The 24,543-nt window shown below is 63.4% G+C and carries 14 protein-coding genes and 1 pseudogene; 5 read left to right on the plus strand and 10 right to left on the minus strand.

Going from position 1 to position 24,543, the window contains the following annotated elements; genetic code table 11:
* Positions 1–5: 5 nt before the first annotated feature.
* Positions 6–1,685, plus strand: a complete 1,680-nt coding sequence (locus OOT43_RS19130) for an Hsp60 family chaperonin (protein WP_266022277.1) — start codon at positions 6–8, stop codon at positions 1,683–1,685.
* Between the two features lie 102 nt (positions 1,686–1,787).
* On the opposite strand, the gene OOT43_RS19135 is transcribed toward OOT43_RS19130, so the two are convergent.
* The gene (locus OOT43_RS19135) at positions 1,788–3,098 is read right to left on the minus strand and encodes a BP74-related protein (RefSeq protein WP_266022278.1); all 1,311 of its coding nucleotides are present in this window, start codon (positions 3,096–3,098) and stop codon (positions 1,788–1,790) included.
* A 443-nt stretch (positions 3,099–3,541) separates the two neighbouring features.
* Here OOT43_RS19135 and OOT43_RS19140 point away from each other — a divergent pair, with 443 nt between their 5' ends.
* On the plus strand, positions 3,542–3,880 hold the full coding sequence (locus OOT43_RS19140; protein WP_317134022.1) for a Bor family protein: 339 nt from the start codon (positions 3,542–3,544) through the stop codon (positions 3,878–3,880).
* Positions 3,881–4,075: 195 nt separating this feature from the next.
* Here the strand turns inward: OOT43_RS19140 and OOT43_RS19145 are convergent, their stop codons facing one another.
* Positions 4,076–5,197: a helix-turn-helix transcriptional regulator gene (locus tag OOT43_RS19145; protein ID WP_266022279.1), complete on the minus strand. Its 1,122-nt coding sequence runs from the start codon at positions 5,195–5,197 to the stop codon at positions 4,076–4,078.
* Positions 5,194–6,327, minus strand: a complete 1,134-nt coding sequence (locus OOT43_RS19150) for a helix-turn-helix transcriptional regulator (protein ID WP_266022280.1) — start codon at positions 6,325–6,327, stop codon at positions 5,194–5,196. Before OOT43_RS19150 ends, OOT43_RS19145 begins: the two co-directional genes overlap by 4 nt.
* A 412-nt stretch (positions 6,328–6,739) precedes the next feature.
* Here OOT43_RS19150 and OOT43_RS19155 point away from each other — a divergent pair, with 412 nt between their 5' ends.
* On the plus strand, positions 6,740–9,343 hold the full coding sequence (locus OOT43_RS19155; RefSeq protein WP_266022281.1) for a glycosyl hydrolase family 18 protein: 2,604 nt from the start codon (positions 6,740–6,742) through the stop codon (positions 9,341–9,343).
* A gap of 167 nt (positions 9,344–9,510) precedes the next feature.
* On the opposite strand, the gene OOT43_RS19160 is transcribed toward OOT43_RS19155, so the two are convergent.
* A complete protein-coding gene (locus tag OOT43_RS19160; RefSeq protein WP_266022282.1) occupies positions 9,511–11,346 on the minus strand; it encodes a GGDEF domain-containing response regulator in 1,836 nt (611 codons plus the stop codon).
* Positions 11,347–11,411: 65 nt separating this feature from the next.
* On the minus strand, positions 11,412–14,939 hold the full coding sequence (locus OOT43_RS19165; RefSeq protein WP_266022283.1) for a response regulator: 3,528 nt from the start codon (positions 14,937–14,939) through the stop codon (positions 11,412–11,414).
* A 438-nt stretch (positions 14,940–15,377) separates the two neighbouring features.
* Here OOT43_RS19165 and OOT43_RS19170 point away from each other — a divergent pair, with 438 nt between their 5' ends.
* Positions 15,378–17,108, plus strand: a complete 1,731-nt coding sequence (locus tag OOT43_RS19170) for a sigma-54-dependent Fis family transcriptional regulator (protein WP_266022284.1) — start codon at positions 15,378–15,380, stop codon at positions 17,106–17,108.
* 203 nt (positions 17,109–17,311) lie between these two features.
* On the opposite strand, the gene OOT43_RS19175 is transcribed toward OOT43_RS19170, so the two are convergent.
* From OOT43_RS19175 to fdnG, 5 genes and pseudogenes are all read right to left on the minus strand, one after another.
* Positions 17,312–17,497, minus strand: coding sequence for a hypothetical protein (locus tag OOT43_RS19175; protein WP_266022285.1), 186 nt, complete (start codon positions 17,495–17,497; stop codon positions 17,312–17,314).
* A 266-nt stretch (positions 17,498–17,763) separates the two neighbouring features.
* A complete protein-coding gene (ppnP, locus tag OOT43_RS19180; RefSeq protein ID WP_266022286.1) occupies positions 17,764–18,075 on the minus strand; it encodes a pyrimidine/purine nucleoside phosphorylase in 312 nt (103 codons plus the stop codon).
* A 64-nt stretch (positions 18,076–18,139) separates the two neighbouring features.
* Positions 18,140–18,775 carry a formate dehydrogenase subunit gamma gene (locus OOT43_RS19185; RefSeq protein WP_266022287.1) on the minus strand — a complete coding sequence of 212 codons (636 nt, stop codon included), beginning with the start codon at positions 18,773–18,775 and terminating at the stop codon, positions 18,140–18,142.
* Positions 18,772–19,644, minus strand: a complete 873-nt coding sequence (gene fdxH / locus OOT43_RS19190) for a formate dehydrogenase subunit beta (RefSeq protein ID WP_266022288.1) — start codon at positions 19,642–19,644, stop codon at positions 18,772–18,774. Before fdxH ends, OOT43_RS19185 begins: the two co-directional genes overlap by 4 nt.
* 146 nt (positions 19,645–19,790) lie before the next feature.
* A pseudogene (gene fdnG / locus OOT43_RS19195) lies at positions 19,791–22,841 on the minus strand (formate dehydrogenase-N subunit alpha); the annotation flags it as partial.
* A 450-nt stretch (positions 22,842–23,291) separates the two neighbouring features.
* Here fdnG and OOT43_RS19200 point away from each other — a divergent pair.
* Complete coding sequence (locus OOT43_RS19200) at positions 23,292–24,431, plus strand: InlB B-repeat-containing protein (RefSeq protein ID WP_266022290.1); 1,140 nt, start codon at positions 23,292–23,294, stop codon at positions 24,429–24,431.
* Positions 24,432–24,543: the final 112 nt, after the last annotated feature.

Here is a 24,543-nt window from a genome sequence, read left to right on the forward strand (position 1 = left end):
TCAACATGGCAAAGGAAGTGGTTTACAAAGGGAACGCGCGGCAGCGCATGATGCAGGGGATCGAGATTCTCTCCCGTGCGGCGCTGCCGACGCTGGGCGCAACCGGCCCCAGCGTCATGATCCAGCACCGGGCCGACGGGCTGCCCCCGGTTTCGACCCGGGACGGCGTCACGGTGGCGAATTCGATCGTGCTCAAGGACCGCGTCGCCAATCTCGGGGCCCGGCTGCTGCGGGACGTCGCCGGCACCATGTCCCGCGAAGCGGGGGACGGCACTACCACCGCCATCGTGCTGGCCCGCCATATCGCCAGGGAGATGTTCAAGAGCCTTGCCGCCGGGGCCGATCCCATTGCGCTCAAGCGCGGCATCGACCGGGCCGTCGCCTGCGTGACCGAGGACATCCGTGCCCGCGCCTGGCGCGGCGAACAGGAGTCGCTCATTCTGGGCGTGGCCGCGGTGGCGACCAAGAGCGAGCCCGGCGTCGGCCGGCTGCTGCTGGAAGCGCTGGGCGCGGTCGGCATCCACGGCGCCGTGTCGGTCGAACTGGGGCAGCGGCGCGAGGACGTGCTCGACGTCGTCGACGGGTATCGCTGGGAGAAAGGCTACCTGTCGCCCTATTTCGTGACCGACCGGACCCGCGAGCTGGCCGAACTCGACGACGTCTACGTGCTCATGACCGACCTGGAAGTGACCGACTTCATCGATCTGGTACCGCTGCTGGAGGAGGTCACCGAGGCCCGCGGCAGTCTCTTGATCGCCGCCGACCGCGTGCACGAGAACGCCCTGGCCGGCATACTGCTCAATCATGTGCGCGGGGTGTTCAAGGCGGTCGCCGTCACCGCTCCGGGGTTCGGCGACAAGCGGCCGAATCGCTTGCTGGATCTGGCCGCGTTGACCGGCGGAAGGGCGATCCTGGAGGCCAAGGGCGACCGGCTGGATCGGGTCACGCTGGCAGACCTCGGGCGCGTGCGCCGGGCGGTGGTCAGCGCCGACGAAACGGCGCTGCTCGGTACGCCGGGCACGGAAGCCTCCCGGGCCCGCCTGGAAGGCCTGCGCCTGGAGGCAGAGCAGTACCGTGCCCTCAAGCCCGGCCAGGGATCGGCGACCGGACGCCTGCATGAACTCGAGGAAGTCGAGGCCCGCATCATCGGCCTGAGCGGCAAGTCCGCGGTTTACCGCGTGGGCGGCGTGACCGACGTGGAGATGAAGGAGCGGATGGTGCGGATCGAAAACGCCTACCGCTCGGTGGTTTCCGCCCTCGAGGAGGGCGTGCTGCCGGGCGGCGGCGTCGGGTTCCTCGGCAGCCTTCCCGCATTGGCCGAACTCGGGGCGCGCAGCGCGGACGAAGCGCGCGGCATCGGCATCGTCCGCTCCGCGCTGGCGGAGCCGCTGCGGGTCATCGGGGAAAACTCGGGGCTGTCGGGGGAGGCCGTCGTCGCCAAGGTCATGGACCACCCGAATCCCGGCTGGGGCTACGACCAGGAAAGCGGAAGTTTCGGCGACCTGCACGCCAAGGGCATCTGGGATGCCGCCAAGGTGCTCAGGCTGGCCCTGGAGAAAGCCGCATCGGTCGCCGGCACCTTCCTCACCACCGAAGCGGTGGTGCTGGAAGTCCCCGACGCGGATGCGTTCGCCGGCTTCAGTGCGGAATGGGCCGCCGCGACCCGGGAAGATCCGAGGGTCTGAATCCGCTTACCGGACCGGTGCCGGCGGCCTGCAGGCCTTTCGAGCTGGCACCGCGTCGCCGATCCGGCGAGCGGTGCGAGGCGACGGCCTCCACCCTTGTCATCAAGGCACGATCTCGCGGGAAAGCCTGGAAGACCACGGACACCAAAAGCCTCCGGGCAGTAGGCTGCCGCCGACCTCGCTGAGATGCTCTTCCACGTAGACGGCATTGGCGTCACAGACTTCCGCCTGCATCTGGAAAAAGCTCACCGAGTCCGGGGCGAGGTGGTACGACCATCCGGGGTTGTACCCTGCCGGCTTCGGGACGATCTTGCCGGACACGCGATTCCCGCGCGAAGCCGGGTCGGCCAAAAGGGCTCGGGCCTGGGCGATCCGGATTTCGTCGTAAAGCCCGAAGACGATTTCGAGCGGCCGTCCGCTCGGACTCGTCTGCTCGAAGGCGAAGTACGCGGCCATCGGCTCGTTTTTGGGAATCTGCATCCGGGCACGCTTCCAGTATCCGATGAGGCTGAAGGGCAACGGCGAGGTGTCTTGCGGGAGCTGCATCCCCAGGGTCCAGTGATGAGGTTTTGTCGCCAGGGCTGACAGCGTCGGCCGTACGGCATCCACAGCCACGTTTCCATTCACCCAGGCTTTGACGTAGCCTCGTCCGCCTTCGGCTTGTGGACGTTCGTCCAGGAAGGCGTCGATGACCACCTTGATGTCTTTGTTCGGCGTGAGCCCCGGTGCGATGCCGAGGCTGGCGGCGGTAGCGCCGGGGCCCGTATTCGCATCGAAATGGAGAGCCAACTTGTGCGGGCGGTCAGGATCCGTGTCGACCACCATGGCGAGGGCAGGGGGCATGCCGTCCGCCCGAAGTTCCCACACTAACCCCGGATGGGTTCCGCGCGGTGTGAATGGCCAGGCGCTATTGAAATTTTCTCCACCGAAGCGGACTACGAAGTCCCACACGAAGCGGCGCCGGGAGGGCACCGGATAGGTGTCGAGCCGTGTGCCTAGTGTCCCGTCTACGGCGCCGTCGTCCGCCGTATAGCCGATGGCCGTATAAGACCGGGATCCCTTTTTCACCTTGAAGATACGGCCAGGTATGCCGTCGGGCGCTTCCTTCGCCGCTGCCCGGTTGTCGAGCGTCACGGCCTCGCCGCGATGGGCGTCCCAAAAGCGAAGAGCGCCGAAGTTGCCCACGGCGGTAGCGGGGTCGATAAAGGGCGCCGGTCCGCCGAAATCGAAGGTGATCGGGACGCCGCCGATAGCCACGGCTTGCGGTTCGCCGTTGACCAGGACCGAGTAAGGATCGCGGGCGACGAATACGCTGCCCTTTGCCGCTTGAGATGGCGTGGAGCAAGCGCAGACGCAGGAACCTATCAGGATGACTGTCCGCCATATCGGCGGCACTGGTTGTAGTCTTCGCATCGGAAACCTCCTGAAGCAGGCGGCCACAATGGGCGGGCCGTAGCGAGGGTGCGGTATGAAAAGCTGCCGATAGGATGAGAATTATTTGCCATCGGCCGTGCTGAAAAGCTTCGGATTGGAAGATTAAGGCATCTCAAGCCCATTTTGCCAGGATCGCCCGGGCGATCCGGGAATCTTTCCGTACTGACGAAGTGAGCCTGAGGCCGGGAGGGTCACGACATCAGGCTCATCTTCTCCAATATTCCCATGACCCCGCCGTTTTAGTGCTTCCAGGCCTGCTAGCCGCACCTTGGGCATGCCCCTCGATTGCCGTTCCGCCGGAAGTGCGACGTCCTAAAAATGATCCTCGACAATCCCCCCTGGGCAGGGGGAGAGCGTGAACGGAGATGGACCTATCATCCCTTTTCAATCCGCGCCGAACGGCGGGTTAGTGGGAATGTACTATGGCTATTTGTGGCGCCGCCTGGTGGCGTAAAGATAAAACAGGAGGATATGTGAAAATAATATGTTACATCTCCGCAGCCGCATTGCTGTTCAGCGGCTGCGCTACCCAGACATTCAATCTCACCGGCGGTGGCTCCGCGATGCCAACGCAGGATGTGAGGCAGCCATTTTTCTTGAGTGGTATCGGCCAGACAAGGACGTTGGATGCGGCTGGAGTATGCGGCGATGCTGGAAAAGTTGCGAAAGTGGAAACCATAACCACGGGCATGGACGGACTGTTGGGTGCTGTTACCTTTGGTATCTATACCCCAAGACACGCGCGCGTCTACTGCAAATAGGCAAACGGGATTGCTGTCGGGCCGGTTACATTTTTGCCGGCCGTCAGCGCGAAATTCGCGGTGGTTGTATAGGTCTTTATTACTTGTTTAACGGTGGCTTTCTGGTTATGGGTATGTTGTTCATAGTCGCATTGATCGCAATGATGAGCGCAGCTGTGATAGGGCTGATGGCGATCGGTTGATCGCCGGATTTTGTCATAAAATTGTCCTGCTGCCTGAGTCCATGCAAGCAAGCAGTTCTGCACGGCTATGAACGTTAAGCTTGGCATATATTTCGCGAACGTAATCTATCGCAGTGCTGAGCCTCACACTCATCCGTTCCGCGATCTGGGGTTGCGTCGCTCCCTCCGCTAGTAATAGTGCAGCCTCTTTTTGTTTGGCGGAAAGAGGGAGCGCTGAAATTTGATTCCACCTTTTCAATTTGACTGGAATCTGGTGCTCCACGGTCACGCCGATCAGAGCGCGGCCGGCGTTGTCCGGGGCGCCATCGAGGAAATAGGCGCGGAAGACGAATTGTCCTCTGAGGGTGCGCACGTGAAAAACCGGAGGGCGCATGTCCTGATTGCTGAAGATGCCGCGTAGCCGACGGCGTAGCCCCACGAGTTCGGGAGGTACCGTGTGGCTGCGCAGGCGGGAGGTCAGACTGCCGCTGGTGCGCCCCTCGCCTGCCAGAAACAACAAATGACGAGCCTGGCTGGAGGAGTGCAACAGCCTGCCGTGTTCATCAAGGATGAGAAGCCCGCTGGCGCCCGCAGGGGTGAATTCTTGCTCGTCGTTCATGGCGGGCTGGTGCATGGCATGGGCGAGGAACGGGAGGATCCGTGTGAGGCGCTCGTGGTCACGGACGGAAAATCCAGGCTCCCGCTCGCTTCGGAACAGATACAGCATTCCGTAAGTCTCATCCCGCTGATAGACGGGCGCACGAATGCCGTGGTAGGCGTCCATGGGGCGAAATACTTCCTCGTCCATCCCGGTGCGCTGGCGCGCTTTGATGTCGTGACGAGCCATGTCGTCGACCACGCGGGAACGGAGGACTTCGGAAAACGACAATGCGCTCTCGCGTTCGAGAGCCGTGTCGCAGTACTTTCCCAGATATTGGGGAGCCACGATTTCCCAGCAGACGGGCAGATCGGTGTAAAGGCCGCTCGGCTTGAATTTGCCCTGTGGTGTCCGGGGCGGCTCGACCCACAGGAAGCTGCTGCTATTGGACCCGACCAGAGAGCGCAATCGGTTCAGGAAGGCGGGCATTATGACCGCGCCGCCCAGACCGAGGCAGCAAAGCTGGCGCACATCCGCATAGACATCCTGCGCTTTCATGCGAGACCAACGCGCCCAGCGGTCGGAATATCGCCAAGGAGACGGTCGACAAGGGTGCCTCGGTCCGCTTCGATCCCCAGTCTTCGGTAGAGGGTTTCGATGTGGTCGACCGCGGTGTGGCGGCTGATTCCCATCTTTCCGGCGACTTCCGACAGCGACAGCCCATCCGTGAACAGCAACGCGGCTTCCGTCTGGCGGGGCGGAAGTCCCAGATCGGCCAGCGACCGCCAGAGCTTGAGGCGCCGCGGCAGGTGATGCGATATGACGCAGGCGATACGTCCGCCGTCGCCGCAGCTTTCCAGCCAGCTGCCGCGGAAGGTGAAGTAGCCCCACGGCGTCCAGTGCCCGAATTCCGGCAGGCTGGCCCGGCGGCCGGAAAAAATGGCTCCCAAATTCCGGCAAAGTGCAGCAAGCCGTTCCGGAAGTCCGAGACCTTCGATGTAGCGCACGGTTCCCGCGCGTACGCTGGGATGGCTGGCCAGGAACAGCAGGCGCCGCGCTTCCTCATCCAGATGCTGGATTTCGCCGCGGCCGTTCAGTATCGCTACGCCCTGCGCGTCCAGGCGATGCGGCAGATTCTGGTAACCGTCGGTGTCGTCCGCCGCCAGGGCGAACGCGAGATAACGCGAGGCTTCGGCGAGCCGGGCGAGTTCGTTCCCGCCGTAAGCCGGGCCGCGCTCGCCGCGCAGGGTGCTCAGGATACCGAAGCTGCGGTGGCGGTGCCGGATCACGCGGGCCGCTATGTATCTGCCGCCGACATGCCGCATCAGCTCATTGTAATAGGCCGAGCTTAGATAAGTTTCGGCATCGACGTCTCCCAAATAGTAGAGATCTCCCCCCGCCAACGACATGGCCTGCTTGAAGCTTGGCAATGAACTGTGCCCGGAGTTCCGGGCGAATTCCTGCATGTAAAGCTGAAGATAATTCTCGAGCCCCGGTGTTTCTCCATAGTAATTGCAAGGTTCGCCGGCATCGTCCGACCAGAAAAAATGATTGGTGTCAGTCGGCAACCAGTCGTGCAGGGCTTCGAGAAATTTGGGGACTATGATCGGGCCGGGCAGTCCCAGGCAACAGAGTTGGCGAATCCCGGCAAGGGCGCGGTTGGGCGGAGTTTTTGCGGCGCTCGACATCGTGCTCGGGTATTCAACAAAGGGGATGGGGCTCGTCGGGCGCCTGCTGCGAAGCGCGCAATATTGGCAGCGAAACCGGCGCGGGTCAATCCTTTTGGTAGTTTCCCCCTACTTATAGGGGGTGTTCGAATATAGGCTGCAGGTGCCGAACCGTTCATTCTTCCGTCGCTTTCATTCCCCCCCCCAGTAAGGGGGGGTGTATCACGCATCACCCGCCTACCATTCGGATGGAGACGAAATTTATGGGGTGGATGCGGGAAGACATGGCCTCATGATCAGCCGTGTCTTACTGCCACTTTGGGGAAGATAGATAGCCAAGTTTCGTCTCGGCAAATATCGATTAAACCATTATCAAAAGGTTGCGCCGTGGTTGGGCGCGAGGAAATAACGCATTATCTTACAGGTGAGACACATGACGACACGAAATAGGGTAGCTCGTGTTTCGAAGAGCGGGCAGTGGAGGTTGCTGCCCGCGATATCGCTGAGTGCGATGATATCGGGGCCGGCGCTGGCCGCTTGTCCGGACGGGCAGTGGGTGGCCGAGTACTTCGCCAATACCAGCCTGGCGGGCGCGCCAGTTCTGGTTCGGTGCGAAGACGGTCCGCCGAACTACTTCTGGGATCAGGAGGCGCCGGTGCCGGGCTTGTCGCCCGATGCGTTCTCCGTTCGCTGGACCGGCTCGCCGGCCTTTTCGGAAGGAACCGCTACGTTCACGACCTACTCCGATGACGGCGTCAGGGTCACGGTGGATGGTGCACGGGTCATCGACAACTGGACTTATCATGCCTTCACGCAGAATACCGGCACGGCGCAGCTGACGGCCGGCAATCATTCGGTGGCCATGGAATTCTTCGAAGGCGGCGGCGGGGCGGTGGCCCAGTTGGTCTGGCAGGAGGGAGGCGAGCCGTCTCCCACGCCGCCGCCTCCGCCGCCATCCTGCTCCGATGGGGAATGGCGGGCGGAATATTTCAACAGCACGGACTTGTCCGGAACTCCCGTGCTGGTGCAGTGCGAGAACGGACCCCCGAATCATAGTTGGGATGGAGCGCCCGCGCCGGGCTTGTCTCCGGACGCATTTTCGGTGCGCTGGACCGGAACTCCGAGTTTCGCCGGCGGAGACGTCAAGTTCGATACCTATTCCGACGACGGCATTCGCGTTCTGGTGGATGGCGCGCCGGTCATCGACAACTGGACCTATCATGCTCCGGCCGCCGATACCGCGGTGGTGCCGCTTACGGCGGGCACGCATTCGGTGGTCTTGGAGTTTTTCGAAGGCGGTGGCGGGGCGTTGGCCCAGTTGGTCTGGCAGGATGGCGGCAGTCCTCCTCCTCCTCCCGCCCCGCAGATCGTTTCGTTCACGGCCACCCCGTCGAGCATCGCGGCAGGCGCTTCGTCCACGCTGGCTTGGCAAGCGGAGAACGCCGACGCCTGCTCGGCCTCGGGCGGCTGGACCGGCTACCGGGCGACTGCCGGTACGGAGAGCGTGCAGCCCGCGGTCACGACGATCTACACCTTGACCTGCACCAACGCCGGCGCCCGCAGCGCGACGGCTTCGATCAGCGTGACGGTGACGGGCCCGGCCCCCTTGCCGGCGGTGACCGGCCTGTCCGCGACGGTGGCGGGTTCGACCCTGGCCAACCTCTCCTGGAATCCGGCCACCCCCAACGGCTCCGGCAAATGGGTGACGGGATATTACGCCGGCTATTTTTGGGACTGGAACGGAGGCGATCCTGCGGCGGCCGTCGCGGCTGTGGATATGTCGACCATGACGCATTTCGTCTTCGGACGCTATGCGCCGGGCGGAGGAGTCATGGCGGGAAGTCCCGGGCAAGTGGTTCCGGCCGCCGGGACCGGCAATGATCCGGCCGTCGAGGATGCGTTGATCGCCAAGGCGCATGCCAACGGCGTCAAGGCTCTCATGATGCTGGGCGGGGCAACCGATGGTGACGGATTTATCGCATCGACCCAAACGTCCTCGGTGCGAGCGGTCTTCATCCGGAACATACTCGATCAACTGGCCGCCAAGCATTACGACGGGGTCGACATCGACTGGGAAGAGTATCTGGGTCCAGAAGTGCCAAACCAGCCCAACGGGAGAGCGCCGTTGCTGGCACTGCTGAGCGAACTGCGCGCTGCCGCCGCCGCTCACCCGTATTTTCAGGCGCCGCATAACCCTCTCGTCATTACCTTCCCTGGCTTCTGGGTCAACAACAACTTCGCCGATGCGGTCGAGCCCTGGCATGTACAGGTCGCGGCGCTGGTGGACCAGTACAACCTGATGACCTACGGCATGGCAGGCCCCTGGGGCTGGGATTCCTGGCATTTCTCGCCCCTGGCCGGCGCGGCGCCCTACCATCCGACGTCGATCGAGTCCAGTGTCCAGAAATACGTCGCGGCGGGCGTGCCCAGAACCAAGCTGGGCATCGGCATCGGCCTGTACGGCCTGTACTACGACTCGCCGGTGAGCGGCCCTCGCCAGCCCCATCCCGAAGACAGGGACTGGAGCATGAACTTCGCCGACACGGAGAACCACTATGCCCGGCTGGTCGAGGAGGGGGCGTTCAACCAGCCCGGCGGCGTCTACCACTGGGATGAGGAGGCAAAGCAGAGCTACTACACCTACGAACCGGCCTGGGACCGTGGCAGGGATCGGGTCGGTTTCCTGAGCTATGAGGATGAACGGTCCATCGCGGCGAAAGGGCGGTGGGTCAGGGATAACGGCGTGGGTGGCACCATCGTCTGGACGATCAACTACGGCTATCTGCCGTCCACCGGCAATAATCCGATGATGGATGCGATCAAGGCTGCGTTCCTCGGCGGGGCTCCGTCCGACGTGGTGGGCTATCACGTGTATCGGGACGGCGTCCTGGTGGCGTCGGTCACGGGAACGGACTTCCAGGACAGTGGTCTGACGCCGGGGACTCAGTACAGCTACGCCGTGGCTGCTTATGACAGCACCGGACGAGAAGGGCCTCCTTCCGCTCCCGTCATCGTAACCACGCCCTCGGCTCAATAGGGAAGATCAGAGCTCTCTGGCGCCGTTTGGCACACGGATGTGCCGGGCGGCGTGAGTGTCCTTTCCTCTCTGAAATAACATCTGAGTCACTTCACCCCCCTGTAGTCCCGGTGGACGCGTTCGTTCCCATAAATTCAGGGGCCCGGCCTCCTTAGAGCTCCTGCGGGTCAGGCGGAAGCGTGTCGTACGCCGTTACGTCCGCCCTGCTTGATCTGGTAGAGGGCATTGTCGGCCTTCAGCAGCAGGTCTTTCAGACTGGCGGCGGATGCGGAGTCGGCCACGCCGATGCTGGCCGTCAGTGGGCGGGACAACTCGAGTTCCGCGGGCTGCTGCCGCTCGATCGCGCTGCGGATGCGCTCGGCGGTCTGGGCGGCGGCGGCTCCGCCCGTGTCCGGGGTTATGACCAGGAATTCCTCGCCCCCCATCCGGCATACGATATCGCTGGTGCGCACGGTTTCCCGCATGACGCGGGCGGCATGAACGAGTGCCTGGTCGCCGGCGTCGTGGCCCAGGGTGTCGTTGATGGATTTGAACCAGTCGAGGTCGAGCATCATGATGCTCAGCGGCCGGCCGAACATCCGCGCCTCCGCCCATTCCTGTTCCAGTCTGTCCATCGCGTAGCGGCGGTTGGGCAGGCCGGTGAGTTGGTCGGTATGGGCCATGAGTTCCAGGCGGCGGTTCGCGGCGGCCAGTTCCGAGGAGTAGCGTTCGATTTCCTTGCGTTCCCGCGCGAGCTTCTTGTGCAGGGTGATGATGCGCTGGCCGGCGCGTATGCGGGCCTTTAGGACCCTGACGCTGGGCGGTTTGATGACATAATCGTCGATGCCCGCGCCGAAGGCTTCGACCAGCGCATCCTCGCTCTCGCTCGCCGTGAGCATGACGATGTAGACGTTGCCGCCCAGCGCGGACGCCCGCAGCGCCTTGCACAGCTCCAGGCCGTTCACGGGCTTCATGTGCCAGTCCGTGATCACCATTTCCGGTTCGTGCTCGAGCGCGTATTCGAGCGCCGCTTCGCCGTCCCGCCGTGACGCGACGTGGTGCCCGTCCGCTTCGAGCTGGCGGGAGAGCCGCGTCAGCATGATGGGGTCGTCGTCCGCGAGCAGCACGTGCAGCTTTTCGTCCGCTTGCGGCATCTGGCCGGAAGGCTCTGCGCCACCGGCTTGATCGTCGTCGGCGATGCCGATCATCCGGGTCCAGTCGAGCCATTCCGTCTGCGGGCCGCCGAGCAGGTGCGCCAGATCCTCGTCGTCCAGCGCGCATTTCTTCGCCTCTGCCTGCAGCATCGGCGACAACGTGATGCGCCGGGATTCGTCGGCGAGACGGTAGTCAGCGATCCGCCGCGCCAAGACCAGCTGCCGGGCGAAACGGCCGATGCGGCTGTCGTCCTGGATTTCGTCCTGTTGGCTCAGTTCCAGCGCGTCGATAAAAACCTGCGGAAATCCCCAGTCCGTCAGCAGCATCCGGGTCAGGTCGTCATGATCGGTGGCAAAGCGCTCACGTTCCAGGGCGATCAGCCTTTCGCCGTCCGCCTGCCGCAGGCATTCACTGTATTCCTGCGGCCAGGCGGTGGCCAGGGCGAGGCGGCCCACGTCGGCCAGGAGGCCCAGCGTGAAAGCTTCTTTCGGAGCTACGGTGGGGACCTGGGCCGTGATCGATTGGAGCGCGACGGCGCAGGCCAGGGACTTCTGCCAGTAGGCCGGGTAGTCGAATGCCTCGCATTGGCCTTCGCGATGGGCGTCGATGAGCGAGAGGCTCAGTGCGAACTGGCGGATAGCCTGGAGGCCGAGGAGGCTCATGGCGTCGATGACGCTGGCGATCGGCCGGCGCGTGCCCTGTGCGGGGGCGTTGGCGAAGCGCAGGATCCGCCCGGTGAGCGCCGGGTCGGTCTGGATCAGCTGGGCCAGCGCTTCCGCCGTGACGTCTTCGCGCTGGGCCAGACTCAGGATCGCTGCGGCCGTACGCGACGGCGTGGGCAGCGAGTCGCACAGCTTTTGCTTATGCATCTTCCATAGATCCGGGCCGAGACACAACGCGGGTTTCCGACGCTCCGGCGCCGGGGCTGGGGAGCTTACCGCGGCTCATGGTCGTCACCCTTTTCCAGACAGCCCCGTGAGGAGTCGCTCCGCATATCCTCCAGCAACCTGGCGGCGGAGGTTTCCAGCGCACGGATCAGCGCCGGATCTACGGCCGATCCTGCAGTACGGGCCCGGTCCTCCAGCCTTGCGGCCAGTTCCCGGACCGCTCCGGCGCAGAAATGGCCCGCCATGCCCTTGATGGCATGCGCCGCATCGGCCAGCGCGGCCAAGTCCGCACTCGCTCCCGCTTCACGCACGGCCGCGAGGTGCTTGGGGATCTCCTCGATACAGAGACCGATCATTTCGGCCAGGAGTTCCTCGTCGTGGTCCAGGCGCGCCAACGCTTGTTCCCTGCTCCAGGAAGGACCGCCGGACCCGCCACCGTCGCCGGCAGGACCGGGCACGGCTTCCCGGGAGTCCATGGATGCGGAGGTGCCCAGCCAGCGTTCGAGCGCCTCGGCCAAGCGGTCCCTGGAAACCGGTTTGCTGAGATAGTCGTCCATGCCGGCCGCCAGGCATTTTTCCCGCTCGCCCGTCGCGGCATGGGCGGTCAGCGCGATGACCGGCGTGCGTCCCGACTCCGCGGAGAATTCCCTTGCGCGCAGTTCCTCCGTGGCTTCGTAGCCCCCCAGTACCGGCATCTGGCAATCCATGAGAATCAGGTCGTAAGGCGCGCGGGCCAGCAGATCCAGGGCGGCCTGGCCGTTGTCTGCGACGTCGGGAGCGATTCCAAACTTGCCGAGCATGGCGACGATCACTTTCTGGTTGACCCGGTTGTCCTCCACCACCAGGACCCTGCGGCCTTCGTAAGTCGGCAGTACGGCCTCCGACTTGTCGGGCATCCGGGGCTTGTCCTTGGCCTTGGTGGCGAGGACTTCCGCGATGGCGTTGAACAGCAGCGACTGCCGCACCGGTTTCAGCAGACTGCGCGCGATTCCGAGGGCCCGAAGCTCGGCTTCGCCGGCCAGGCCTCCGGAGGAAAGCAGCAGGCGCGGAGTGTCCCTGAGACGCGGGCTGGCATTCATGGCCCGGGCGAGCCCATAGCCGTCCATATGCGGCATGTGGAGATCGAGCAAGACGAGGTCGTAGGGTCTCGATTCGCGCTGGGCGGCCTCCAGTTCGGCCAGCGCCGTGTCGCCGCGGTCGGCTTCGCCGACCTCCAGGCCCCAATGGGTCAGATAGTGGGTAAGGATGACGCGGTTGGTGGCGTTGTCGTCCACTACCAGGACCCGCCGATGGGAGAAGTCCGGCAGGGCGGGTGCAGCCGCACCTGCGACGTGTTCCAGGGGAAGCGTGAACCAGAAACGGCTGCCTTGGCCGGGCACGCTTTCCAGGCCGATGCTTCCACCCATGAGCTCGACCAGGTCCCGGCAGATGGACAGGCCGAGGCCGGTGCCGCCGAAGCGCCGGGAGGTGGAATCGTCGGCCTGGGTGAACGGCTGGAACAGCCGCGCCTGGACCTCCGGCGCGATGCCGATGCCGGTGTCACGAATCTCGAAGCTCAGGTTCGTCCGGCCGTCGCCCGCGTCCTCCTGCATCACCTTGACCGAAACCTCGCCATTTTCGGTGAACTTGACGGAGTTGCCCAACAGATTGGTGAGCACTTGGCGGATCCGTGTCGGATCGCCGGTCCACATCCTGGGTATGTCCGCGGGCAGGAAGCAGTTCAGCTCCAGGCCCTTGTCGTGGGCGCGGCCGGCCAGCAGGGCGCAGACTTCCTCGACCAGGTCGGGCAGGTTGAATTCGGTCCGCTCGATCTCGACCTTCCCCGCTTCGAGCTTGGAGAAGTCGAGAATCGAGTTGATGATTTCGAGCAGGGATTCGGCGGAATTCGATGCGGTTTCCACCAGATCCCATTGCTCGCGGGACATGTCGGTATCCTTCAGCAGTTCCAGCATGCCGAGCACGCCGTTCATCGGGGTGCGTATCTCGTGGCTCATGTTGGCCAGGAACGCGCTCTTGGCCTGGGTGGCCTCCACGGCGGCGTCGTGGGCGGCTTTCAGGGAGGCCTTGGCGCGGTCCTCGAGTATCGCCAGCGCCAGCATTTCGCCGACCTGCCGGAGCATCGCCATCCGCGCCTCGTTGCGTGCGGGGTTGGGGTCGGTGTAGAGAAACATCACGCCCAGGACTTCGCCGCCGGATGCGATCGGCACGATGTAATGGCCGTGGGTTTCCATGCCCTCGAAGCGGTGTTCGTGCAGGGCGTCCTTGAAGCAGTCGTCGGATACGAGGATTTCGCCTGAAACAGCGGTTCGGCCGCATAGGCAGGCGCCCATCGGAATGGTCTGTTCGCGCCGGATGAATTCGTCGCAGAATTTTCCTTCCAGGACGAACAAATTCAGGTGGTCCTCGTTCTCCGCCTTCAGGAATATCCCGCCCTTGCGTTGCAGGTTGAAAGTACTGAGCCCGAACAGAATGCCAAGCACCTGCCGGCAGCGTTCTCTCAGCGGGCCGTTTTGCTGGAGGGTTTCGGTGATGCGCAGGCGGGCGGCGGTATCCTCCTGCTCCATCGCGAGTGCACGTTCGCTTTCGACCTTGACGCTCACGTCATGCTGGATCTGGACATAGCCCACCAGGCCGTTTCCTTCGGTATGGATCGGGGTGGTGCTGATCTCCGCCCAGTAATCCTGTTCGGCCCGTGTGTCCGGTCCAGTCCGGCGCCGGTTCAGGAGCCGACCGGACCAGGGCTGACCGGTCCGCAGTGCCGTCTGCATGGCGGCCAGGGTCTGTGGATCGGCGAGCGGGCTGTCCAGGACACTGGGGCTCTGGCCGAGCAGTTCCGGTTCGGCTATTCCGCTGAAACGGCACAGCGCTGGGTTCGCATAGATGATGCGCCCGGCACGGTCGGTGATCAGGATCATCTCGCTGTTCGCGTCCATTGCCTGCTTGAGGCGGGCGAGCTGGGCCTCGGCCTCCTTTTGCGCCGTGACGTCGCGGCGGATGGATATGTACTGCCGCGGCTTGCCCACATCGTCCATCAGCGGAACGATGGTGCTGTCGACCCAGTAGCGGGTTCCGTCCTTACGGCGGTTGCAGAATTCGCCCTGCCAGATCTTTCCCCGGGCGATGGTGCGCCACATGTCGCGGATGTAGGCCTTGCCGTGGTAGCCGGAATTGACGATGCGGTGGTCCTGGCCGATGAGTTCGTCGCGGCCATAACGCGAAACCGCGCAGAAATTGTCGTTCACGTACAGTATCTTGCCCTGCAGATCCGTGATGCTGACCAGTGCATGCGCGTCCAGCGCTTCCAGAAGCTCCTTGTTGCGCTGGCTTTCCTGCGCGATCTGCCGCGACAGGGGCCGCAGCGCCATCATCCACAGTAAGGGGGCGCTGAAAAGGGCAAGCAGGACCCCATCCAGTGCGCTTTCCTGCCACGGCAGCAGTTCCAGCCCGGTGCGCCGGATCGCCTCCAAGAGCGCCATGACGACCCCTTCGGTCAGGATGACGATGAGGCAGATGCTGCCCAGTGAGCGCAGGAAGCGCTGCCGCATGGCAGGGGGGGAAGTGAGGTCTTCGGACATGGTTTCCATACTCGTTATGGGCAGGGATGGGGTCCGCGGCGCGAACGATAGATGAGGCGGCGGCCACCCTTGCTCGGACTGCGGCGCAGTCTAATGTGAAATCGTTTACGGCTTCAACAGGGTTCCGCAGTCGAAAAAGTCAGGCCAGGGGCGCATCCCGCCGGCGTCGGGCTGGGTCATACCGTTGATTCTCTGCGACAATCAGCCGCATTGAAGGCTCGTGACCGAGTTGCTACCGTGTCACCCATACGCCCCGTTGCCGATGAAAAGAAATCGGTCCCGCGCAGGGGCGGCATTCGGACCCAGCAACGTCTGCCTTTGGAAGGTCCGGCAAAATTAGAAATCAAGAACGTGGTTATGCATGGCCGGCCGCGCCTGGACAAGGTGGCCGCCTTACGAATGGTCGATCGTAGCTTCATGCCAAGGAGATAGCCACAGATGTTGAGCGAACAGTACCTCTCTTCCGTTTCCAGACCCGTCGAATTTCCCGATTGGAACCGTTTCAGCAGTTTGTACGTGGACCGGCCCGATCAGGCGTGGGAATGGATGCGCCAGACGGGGGTTCTGCCGGCCGCCCTGGATTGGGTCCGCCCGGAAGTCGCGGACGCTTGGTGCCGTTGCTTCGAGGATTACCGGCTTCCGCCTGGCACCGATGACTGGCCGCGCAAGCTTGATGGCCCCGCCGATCTTGGCCCCTCCGCTTCTTTGGAACTTGCATCCGTCTGGGAAAGGGTACGCTGTGTTTTCGAATTTCTGAAGGGGGCCCAGGCCGCTTTGATCGTCGCGGACGCTCATTGCCGGATTTTTCGGGTGCTGGATGACGGACTGCGGATGGCGCCCGTCGCCCGGGAAGTGCTCAAAGTCGGTGCCGACTGGCGGGAAGAGGTGCTCGGCAACAATGGCATCGGCAGCGCGGCGGCACTGGGGACGGCCATCGCCTTCGAAGGCAAGGAGCACTATGGCGCGAGATTGCACGCCCTGGTTACCGCCGGCTGTCCGCTCCAGAACGCGGCTGGAGAAACGACCGCCCTGGTCGGCCTGGTAAGCGACCGGCGCGGCTCCGCGGGCGCGCTGCTCGCCTTCCTGCGCATGGTTTGCGACGGGCTGGCCGCGCCGCGATCGGGCCGGGAGGGTCAGGCGGCTGGGCCTTGTCTTGAGCTAAGCCGAAGGGCTGATTACACGCCCGAAGTGCCGCCGGCTTCCCCGCCCGGCGAACAGCGCTTGATCAGTGATGCGGCGGTCGAGGGCCTGCTCGACAAAGCTTTGCGGCTGCAGGAGCGCGGCATTCCCCTTCTCGTCAGCGGAGAATCCGGGACAGGAAAGGAATACCTGGTGCGCTTCGCCCATCGCCTCGGGCCGCGGCGGAAGGGACCGTTGGTAGCCGTCAACTGTGCTTCGATTCCCAAGGATCTCATCGAAAGTGAGCTGTTCGGCTATGAAGCCGGCAGTTTCACCGGAGCCCGCAGCCGCGGGAAGCCGGGAAAATTTCTCCTGGCCGATGGCGGCGTGCTGTTTCTCGATGAAATCGGCGACATGAGCTTCGATCTCCAGGCGACGCTGCTGCGCGTCCTGGAGACCGGCGAGTTCGTGCCGGTCGGCGGCGCCAAGCCCTTGCGTGTCGACGTCCAGGTCGTGGCGGCAACCAATGTCGACTTGCAGGAAGCGATCCGCCAGGGGCGTTTCCGGCGCGATCTGTATTACCGGCTCAATGGGGCGCGCCTGCATCTGCCGCCGCTGCGGCAGCGGCCCGACCGATCCCGGATCGTGCAGGCGGTTTTCGAGCAGGAAGCTGCGGCGGCGGGAGTCCGGCACATCCGTTTGGGCGGAGAGGTCGCGGCTTTGTTCGAGCGCCACCCCTGGCCGGGAAACTTGCGGGAACTGCGCAACGTAATCAGGAATGCCCTGTTCGCTTGCTCCGGCGGCGTGCTGGCGGTGGACGATCTGCCGGCGGATTTTCTCGAAGAGGCGGGGCAGGGCGGCGCTTCATCCGGCCTGGAGGGCCGGGAAATTTCCCAATTCGGTGACGGGCTCAGTCTGTCGAAAGTCGAATCGGAAAGCATCGCCGCGGCCATCTGCAGGTGCCGCGGCAACATGAGCCAAGCCGCCCGCGTGCTCGGGATCGCGCGCTCGACGCTGTACAAGAAGGTGTCCCGTTACGGCTTGAGCTGACAGGAGTCGGAACGGCATAGGATGTGAGGGAAATGCCGCAGATTCATCGCGATATCACGCAGTTCCGCTGTCGGCAAAGCTGCCGCACCCGGTTCAGCCCGTCTTCCCGTCGTGGCCCAAGATTTGCAATATTGAAAGGCAGTGGTCGTCCGGGGTGCATGCGTAGAAGGCCCTCTCCATTCCCCGGTCGGCCGCGTCTCTCTTTAGTCTTCGCACTCCTCGCAGCTGCCGGCGACATCGTGTTGCTGGGAGCCCAGCACGAACTCCCGCCCTTTTTCCGTAAATCCGGTGGTGGTCGCGAGGATTTCCCTCCGGTACTTGTGCACCAGGTAGCCGGCGGCGATGCCCAGACCGAATACCACCAAGGGATGCCTGAACAGGTATTTCATCGATTCGTTCCTCAAATCAGGTTGCTTGACGTCCGTTGCGCGCTCCGCAGGGAGTGCCGCATACGGTTCCGCCGTGATGATATCACCGGTGCCGGAGCGGGATGATGCCTCGGGGAATCACGGCGCATAGACCGCGGCGCCGACCCGGAACAGGTAGAAGAGCAATTCGAGCGCGGCAATGCCGAGGGCGATCTCGATCAGCTTGCGCAGATAAGGGGCGTTCTGTTTCATCCCGCCCTTCACGTTCCCCTTGTGCTGCCGAAGCTTCATCCGAAGTGGCACACGTAATGGAGCGTATCGCTCACCTCGATCCGGAAGCTGCTGTTCCCCGGAACGCTGAACGAATCGCCGGCCTGATAGCTTTGCCACTCGGGTTGGCCGGCGAGCTGCACGCGGCATCCGCCGGCGATGATCTCCATGATCTCCGGGGCGCCGGTTTCGAAATGCAGAGCGGAGGGCAGGATCACCCCCAAGGTCTTGCGGCTGCCGTCCGGGAACAGTACGGTGTGGCTGACGCATTTGCCGTCGAAATAGACATTGGCTTTCTTGACGACGCTGACGTTGTCGAACTGGCTCATGAGTGAATTCCTGGTCTGCAAAAAGGCCGGGCATTATAGACCGGGCGGCGGCGTACGCCAGCGCCTACTCCCCGCCGATCACCCGCCGGTACCAGCCCGGATGATGCTTGCGCGCCCAGGCCCGGCTCACGGTGCCGCGGACCATCGCGCCGAGGGTGCCCTTGATCCACAGGGCGGCGTAGATGTGGACGATGATGCCCGCGATCATGACGAAGGCGCAGACCGCGTGGAGCAGCAGCGCTAGGCGGACTACGTCGATGCCGAAATAGGGCGCGAACCAGGGCCGCCAGATCGCGATGCCGGTGAGGAGCAGGGTCGGAATGGTGGCGATCATGGTCCAGAACAGCATCTTCTGGCCGGCGTTGTAGCGGTCCACCTCCGGCAGCCGGTCTTCGCGGTTCCTCACCACGTCGGCGATCCGGCGGAGCCAGACGATGTCGTTCCGGGTCAGCAGGTTGTGATGCCAGAATTTGAGCGCCAGGCCGGAGAACGAGAGGAACAGCAAGACGCCGATGTATGGATGCAGGATGCGGGTCCAGGTGGGCCCGCCGAAGAACTGGGTGAACCAGAACATGGAGGGGTGGAACAGCGCCAGGCCGGAGAAGCTCAGCAGCAGGAAGGTGAGGGCGGTGACCCAGTGGTTGAAGCGTTCCGCCGGGCTGTAGCGCTCGACGGGCGGCGGATTGCGGTCGGTGCTCATGCCTTTTCCTCCTCTTCGTCTTCCTCGGTCTCATTGGGGCCGACCGTGACATAGTGGAAAAACCCGGCCAGCGCCGTGAACGCCAGGGCGGCCGTGGCCAGGGGTTTGAAAATCCCTTTCCACAGACCGACCGTGGGGGAGATGGCCGGGTCTTTCGGCAGGTCGTTGTAGAGCTGCGGCTTGTCGGCATGATGCAGCACGTACATGACATGGGTGCCGCCCACGCCGGCCGGGTCGTAGAGCCCGGCGTTCCCGAAGCCACGCTCCTTGAGGTCGGCGATGCGGTCATTGGCGTGCTCGATCATGTCCTCCTTGCTGCCGAACACCAGCGCCTGAGTCGGGCAGGCCTTGATGCAGGCCGGTTCCAGCCCCACCGACACGCGGTCCGAGCACAGGGTGCACTTGTAGACCTTGCTGTCCTTGTTGGACAGGCGGGGGATGTCGAACGGGCAGCCGGCGATGCAGTAGCCGCAGCCGATGCAGTTCTCCTCGTGGAAATCGACGATGCCGTTGCTGTACTGGATGATCGCGCCCGGCGAGGGGCAGGCCTTGAGGCAGCCGGGGTCGGCGCAGTGCATGCAGCCGTCCTTGCGGATCAGCCACTCGAGGGTGCCGTTTTCCTCGGTCTCGGCGAACCGCATCAAGGTCCAGCTGTTGGCGGTCAGGTCGTGCGGATTCTGGTAGGAACCCTCGTTGATGCCGACCTCTTCGCGCAGATCGTTCCATTCCTGGCAGGCCGACTGGCAGGCCTTGCAGCCGATGCACTTGGTGACGTCGATGAGCTTGGCCACCTCCGTCGTCTGCCGCTGCTGCGGGCTGGGCGTGGTGGTAGCGGAACGTTGGACGATGTCCAGGGATTGCAGTGCCATGGTTAAACCTCCGTCCGGCCTTTGAGGACGCGCGCCAGCCAGGATGACTTCTCTGTCGCACCCGCAGTTCCGTTTCCGCCAGGCCGCCTGCGTTCCTCATGCCCCTCGCCCGGCTTGTGGGTGTGCGGCATGAGTTCGGACAGGTCCTTCTCCACATTGACCAGGAAGGCCTTGAATTCGGGCGTCTGGGTATTGGCATCGCCTAGGAACGGCGTCAGGGTGTTGGCGATATAGCCCTTCCTGGTCGCGCCGGTGAAGCCCCAGTGGATCGGGATGCCGATCTGGTGCACGGTCTGGCCCGCGACCTTCAGCGCCTTGATGCGTTTGGTCACCAACGCCACCGCCTTGATGCGGCCGCGCCTGGAGCGCACGACCACCTTCTCGCCGTTGGCGATGCCGAGTTCCGCCGCCAGCGCCTCGCCGATTTCGACGAACTGCTCCGGCTGGAGCGAGGCGTTGATCCGGGCATGCTTGGTCCAGAAGTGGAAGTGCTCGGTGAGGCGGTAGGTGGTCGCGACGTAAGGGAATTCCTCACGTCTGCCGAGCATGGCCTTGTCGCCCGCGAACACGCGCGCCGCCGGGTTGCTGATCACCTTGCTGTGCAGCGGGTTGGCCGCCAGCGGCGTTTCGAACGGCTCGTAATGCTCCGGGAAGGGGCCTTCGGCCATCAGGTGCCGCGCGAACAGCCGGCCCACCCCTTCGTCGGTCATGATGAAGGGCGACACGCCGCTGTCGGGGCCGGCGTCAGCCTTGAAGTCCGGCACGTCCAGCCCGCTCCACTTGCTGCCGTCCCATTCGATCAGCTTGCGCTTTCCGTCCCAGGGCTTGCCGGCGGGATCGCAGGAGGCGCGGTTGTACAGGATCCGCCGGTTCAGCGGCCAGGCCCAGGCCCAGTTGGGCGCGATGCCGAGCCCGGTGGGGTCCGAGGTGTCGCGCCGGGCCATTTGGTTGCCGGCCTCGGTCCAGGCGCCGCAGAAGATCCAGGTACCGCTGGCGGTGCTGCCGTCGTCGCGGAGCTGGGCGAAACTGGACAACTGTTGCCCGGCCTTGACCAGCACTTTCGTCGGGTCTTTGGGATCGGTGAGGTCGGCCAGGGCTTGGCCGTTGAACTCCTTCGCCAGTTCGTCCGGTGCCGGCGCTGCCGGAATCCGGTAAGGCCAGTGCAGACCGAGGATCGGATCGGGGAAGGCACCACCTTCCTGCCGGTACAGTTCACGGATTTGGATGAACAGCTCGGCCATGATGTCGATGTCGGTGCGGCATTCGCCCGGCGGCTCGGCGCCTTTCCAGTGCCACTGCAGCCAGCGAGAACTGTTGACCAACGAGCCGTCCTCCTCGGCGAAGCAGGTGGTGGGCAGGCGGAACACCTCGGTCTGGATGGCTTCCGGCTTCACCTCGTGGTATTCGCCGTGGTCCTGCCAGAACTCCGAAGTCTCCGTCGCCAGCGGGTCCATCACCACCAGGAACTTCAGCTTGGACAGCGCGGAGGTGATCTTGGCCTTGTTGGGGAAGGAAGCCAGCGGATTGAAGCCCTGGCAGAAATGGCCGGTCAGCTTCCCCTGTTCCATCTGGTCGAACACCCGCAGGCCGTCGTAGACCTGGTCGAGCTTGGGCAGCCAGTCATAGCAGAAGTCGTTGTCCGCGGTCGCCGCCTTGCCGTACCAAGCCTTCATCAGGCTGGTATGGAACTTGGGATAGTTCGACCAGTAGTTGACCTGCCCCGGCCTCAGGGGCTTAGGTGTCCGCTTGTCCAGGTAGGCGGCGCGGGTCGTCTCCTCGTCGCGGCCAAGGTTCATGTAGCCCGGCAGCTGGTCGGACAGCAGTCCCAGGTCGGTCAGGCCCTGGATGTTGGAATGGCCGCGCAGGGCATTGACGCCTCCCCCCGGCATCCCGATGTTGCCCAGCAGCAGCTGCAGGATCGCCAGCGTCCGGATGTTCTGGGCGCCGATGCTGTGCTGGGTCCAGCCGAGGGCGTACAGGCTGGTCAGGGTGCGGGTCGGGACCGCAGTGGAGGCGATCGTCTCGCAGACCTTCAGGTACAGCTCCCTGGGCGTGCCGGAAATGTCGCAGACCGTGTCCACGGTGTAGCGGGAGACATGCTGCTTCAACAGGTTCAGCACGCAGCGGGGATGCTGCAGGGTCTCGTCGACCTGGGCATAGCCCTGGCCATCCAGCTCGTACTGCCAGCTCGCCTTGTCGTATTTGCGGGCGCTCTCGTCGTAGCCGGAGAACAGCCCGTCGTCGAAGCCGAAATCCTCGCGCACGATGAAGCTGGCGTTGGTGTACGCCTTCACGTACTCGTGCTGGATCGCATCGTGCTCGAACAGGTAGCGGATCACGCCGCTCAGGAAGGCGATGTCGGTGCCCACCCGGATCGGCGCGTACAAATCCGCCACCGAAGCCGTGCGATTGAAGCGCGGATCGACCACGATCAGCCTGGCCTTGTTGTGCGCCTTGGCTTCCACTACCCATTTGAAGCCGACCGGATGCGCTTCGGCGGCATTGCCGCCCATCACCAGAATGACGTTCGCATTCTTGATGTCCATCCAGGTATTGGTCATGGCGCCGCGACCGAATGTCGGAGCAAGACTTGCCACCGTCGGTGCGTGTCAGACCCGTGCCTGGTTGTCGAGTGCGACCACTCCTAAGCTGCGGAGAACCTTGTGGGTGAGGTAACCGGCCTCGTTGGACGAAGCGGAAGCGGCCAGGAAGCCGACCGTGGGCCAGCGGTTGACCGTCTGGCCCTGGCCATTGCGGGCGACGAAATTCCGGTCGCGGTCTGCCTTGACCAGTTTCGCGATGCGCTCCAGCGCGAAGTCCCAGCCGACGCGGGTCCACGTCTTGGCGCCCGGCGCCCGGTATTCCGGAAACTTGGTGCGGGTCGGGCTGTGGACGAAGTCGAGCAGGCCGGCGCCCTTGGGGCAGAGGCTGCCGCGGCTGACCGGATGGTCCGGGTCGCCCTCGATGTGGATGATCTCGGCCTTGGCGTTCTTGGCGCCGTCACCGAGGCTGTACAGGATGAGGCCGCAAGCTACCGAGCAATACGGGCAGGTATTGCGGGTTTCCGTCGTGCGCGCCAGCTTGAACTGTCGCACTTCCGCCAGCGCCTCGCGGGGCGAAAACCCCATGACGGCCAGCGAGGAACCCCCGAGCGATGCGGCACTCAGTCTGAAAAACTGGCGCCGGGTGACTTGCATGACGTCCTCCTGCGGGAAAAGTCTGACAACGGAGCAAGGTAATCGTACGGCGATTGTAAGCCTTCGGCGACCCTTCAGCCATCGTACCCCAAAGCTATGAGCTCGACACCGGCATAGCCGGATGGGTTGACTGCCGCCGTTTGTCCGACGGAATTCAGGCGTTCCGAGTTTATTCGCCGTTCGGCGCGTCATCCCGTCAGGCTCCTACTGTCACATTTTCCGTCTATAAGTTGATACGTGCAGGACGAATGCTGATGCGACGTCGGTGTCCTGCCCGTGCGCTAGTGGGGCTGGCGGAGGATATTTCAGAGCAAATTGTTAATGGTGTGCGCTGTTTCATTTCAAGGAGGTAACGCGTTTGCCGAAGGCTAATGGCCTTCCAGGAAGCTTGCGGCGGAGCGGCGCGGATCTGGATGCTTTTACGATGGCATGAAATTCGGGAGCACAAGCATGGCAAAGCAATGGTTTCCTTCAGATTTTGCGCAGGATATGAGCCGGAAAAGAATATTTCTTTTGTTGGTTGTGGCGCTCGGGCTATCTGGTTGTTCACCGGGCGGCGGTGGAAATGGCGCGCCATCGGCAAGCGTAGTGGTCAATTTGCTGCCGGCCGATAGCGGAAGAGTCACCGAGAACAGCGGGGCCTCCGGCATGGCGTGCGCAGCCAATAGCTGTTCTGGCAAATATAAATTGGGGAACGACATCCGATTGTCCGGAATTGCCAACGAGGGGTATGAGTTTTCGCAATGGAGCGGTTGCGACCGGATTGCAACAGAAACCAATGAGTGCCTCGTAACGATGACCGGCGACAGAACCATTGATCTCTATTTCTCGCCGATGGAGACTCCCGTTCCGAGCCCGAGCCCGAGCCCGAGCCCGAGCCCGAGCCCTTTCGAACATCCAGGCGTGACGAGTGACTGCAAAAGTTGCCACGACGGCATTTCGGCGGCAGGCAAGCCGGTTTCACATGTCCCTACAGCAGAACAGTGCAACGTCTGCCATTCCATAACCGCGTGGCTACCCGCAACCTTCAGCCATACGGGTATCACCAGCGGTTGTACCACTTGCCACAACGGAACACAGGCGACCGGCAAGCCCGCCACGACGCACACTCCGTTTACCGCGGGGTGCGAGGTTTGTCATACGACAACCGCATGGGTACCCGCCGATTTTGCCCACACGGGTGACGTCGATGACTGCAAGAGCTGCCACGATGGCATTTCGGCGGCCGGCAAGCCGGTTTCACATGTCCCTACAACAGAACAGTGCAAGGTCTGCCATACCACGACTGCATGGTTACCCGTAGGCACCTATACCTTGAGCATGTCTGACAATACTCAACTTTTGAGTGGGCATTTCCGCATCGTCGCTCCTTCCGGACTGGAACCTACCTGCACGGAATTCAGTTGCACAATTCTGGTAAAGGGGGGCACGGCCATTACCGTTCGATATGAACCGGCCGAGGGCTTCGCTCTGGAGAATTGGGAGGGCTGCGACCACGTCGATCAGACACCTGACGGTCTAACTTGCTCCGTAGTTATGACCACGGACAGGACCATCAAGGCCTACGCTTATGGCCAGTACCCAAGCTAATAACTCACATTATTGATCGAGTGGGTGGGTTTTCCTGATTCAGGCATTTCTCATGATTAACGATAGGGGGTTAGCCGTGAACCGGATATTTTCGTGTCTGATGTGGCGCGTT

The sequence above is a fragment of the Methylococcus mesophilus genome, assembly GCF_026247885.1.
Classification (GTDB): Bacteria; Pseudomonadota; Gammaproteobacteria; order Methylococcales; family Methylococcaceae; genus Methylococcus; species Methylococcus mesophilus.

What these genes read in the sequence shown, in the direction of transcription:
- OOT43_RS19160 (WP_266022282.1), bottom strand. Translation starts at nt 11,346, where the DNA reads ATGCATAAGCAAAAGCTGTGCGACTCGCTGCCCACGCCGTCGCGTACG.
- fdxH (WP_266022288.1), bottom strand. Translation starts at nt 19,644, where the DNA reads ATGGCACTGCAATCCCTGGACATCGTCCAACGTTCCGCTACCACCACG.
- OOT43_RS19170 (WP_266022284.1), top strand. Translation starts at nt 15,378, where the DNA reads ATGTTGAGCGAACAGTACCTCTCTTCCGTTTCCAGACCCGTCGAATTT.
- OOT43_RS19135 (WP_266022278.1), bottom strand. Translation starts at nt 3,098, where the DNA reads ATGCGAAGACTACAACCAGTGCCGCCGATATGGCGGACAGTCATCCTG.
- OOT43_RS19165 (WP_266022283.1), bottom strand. Translation starts at nt 14,939, where the DNA reads ATGTCCGAAGACCTCACTTCCCCCCCTGCCATGCGGCAGCGCTTCCTG.
- OOT43_RS19200 (WP_266022290.1), top strand. Translation starts at nt 23,292, where the DNA reads ATGGCAAAGCAATGGTTTCCTTCAGATTTTGCGCAGGATATGAGCCGG.
- OOT43_RS19185 (WP_266022287.1), bottom strand. Translation starts at nt 18,775, where the DNA reads ATGAGCACCGACCGCAATCCGCCGCCCGTCGAGCGCTACAGCCCGGCG.
- OOT43_RS19175 (WP_266022285.1), bottom strand. Translation starts at nt 17,497, where the DNA reads ATGAAATACCTGTTCAGGCATCCCTTGGTGGTATTCGGTCTGGGCATC.
- OOT43_RS19145 (WP_266022279.1), bottom strand. Translation starts at nt 5,197, where the DNA reads ATGAAAGCGCAGGATGTCTATGCGGATGTGCGCCAGCTTTGCTGCCTC.
- OOT43_RS19150 (WP_266022280.1), bottom strand. Translation starts at nt 6,327, where the DNA reads ATGTCGAGCGCCGCAAAAACTCCGCCCAACCGCGCCCTTGCCGGGATT.
- OOT43_RS19155 (WP_266022281.1), top strand. Translation starts at nt 6,740, where the DNA reads ATGACGACACGAAATAGGGTAGCTCGTGTTTCGAAGAGCGGGCAGTGG.
- ppnP (WP_266022286.1), bottom strand. Translation starts at nt 18,075, where the DNA reads ATGAGCCAGTTCGACAACGTCAGCGTCGTCAAGAAAGCCAATGTCTAT.
- OOT43_RS19140 (WP_317134022.1), top strand. Translation starts at nt 3,542, where the DNA reads ATGGCTATTTGTGGCGCCGCCTGGTGGCGTAAAGATAAAACAGGAGGA.
- OOT43_RS19130 (WP_266022277.1), top strand. Translation starts at nt 6, where the DNA reads ATGGCAAAGGAAGTGGTTTACAAAGGGAACGCGCGGCAGCGCATGATG.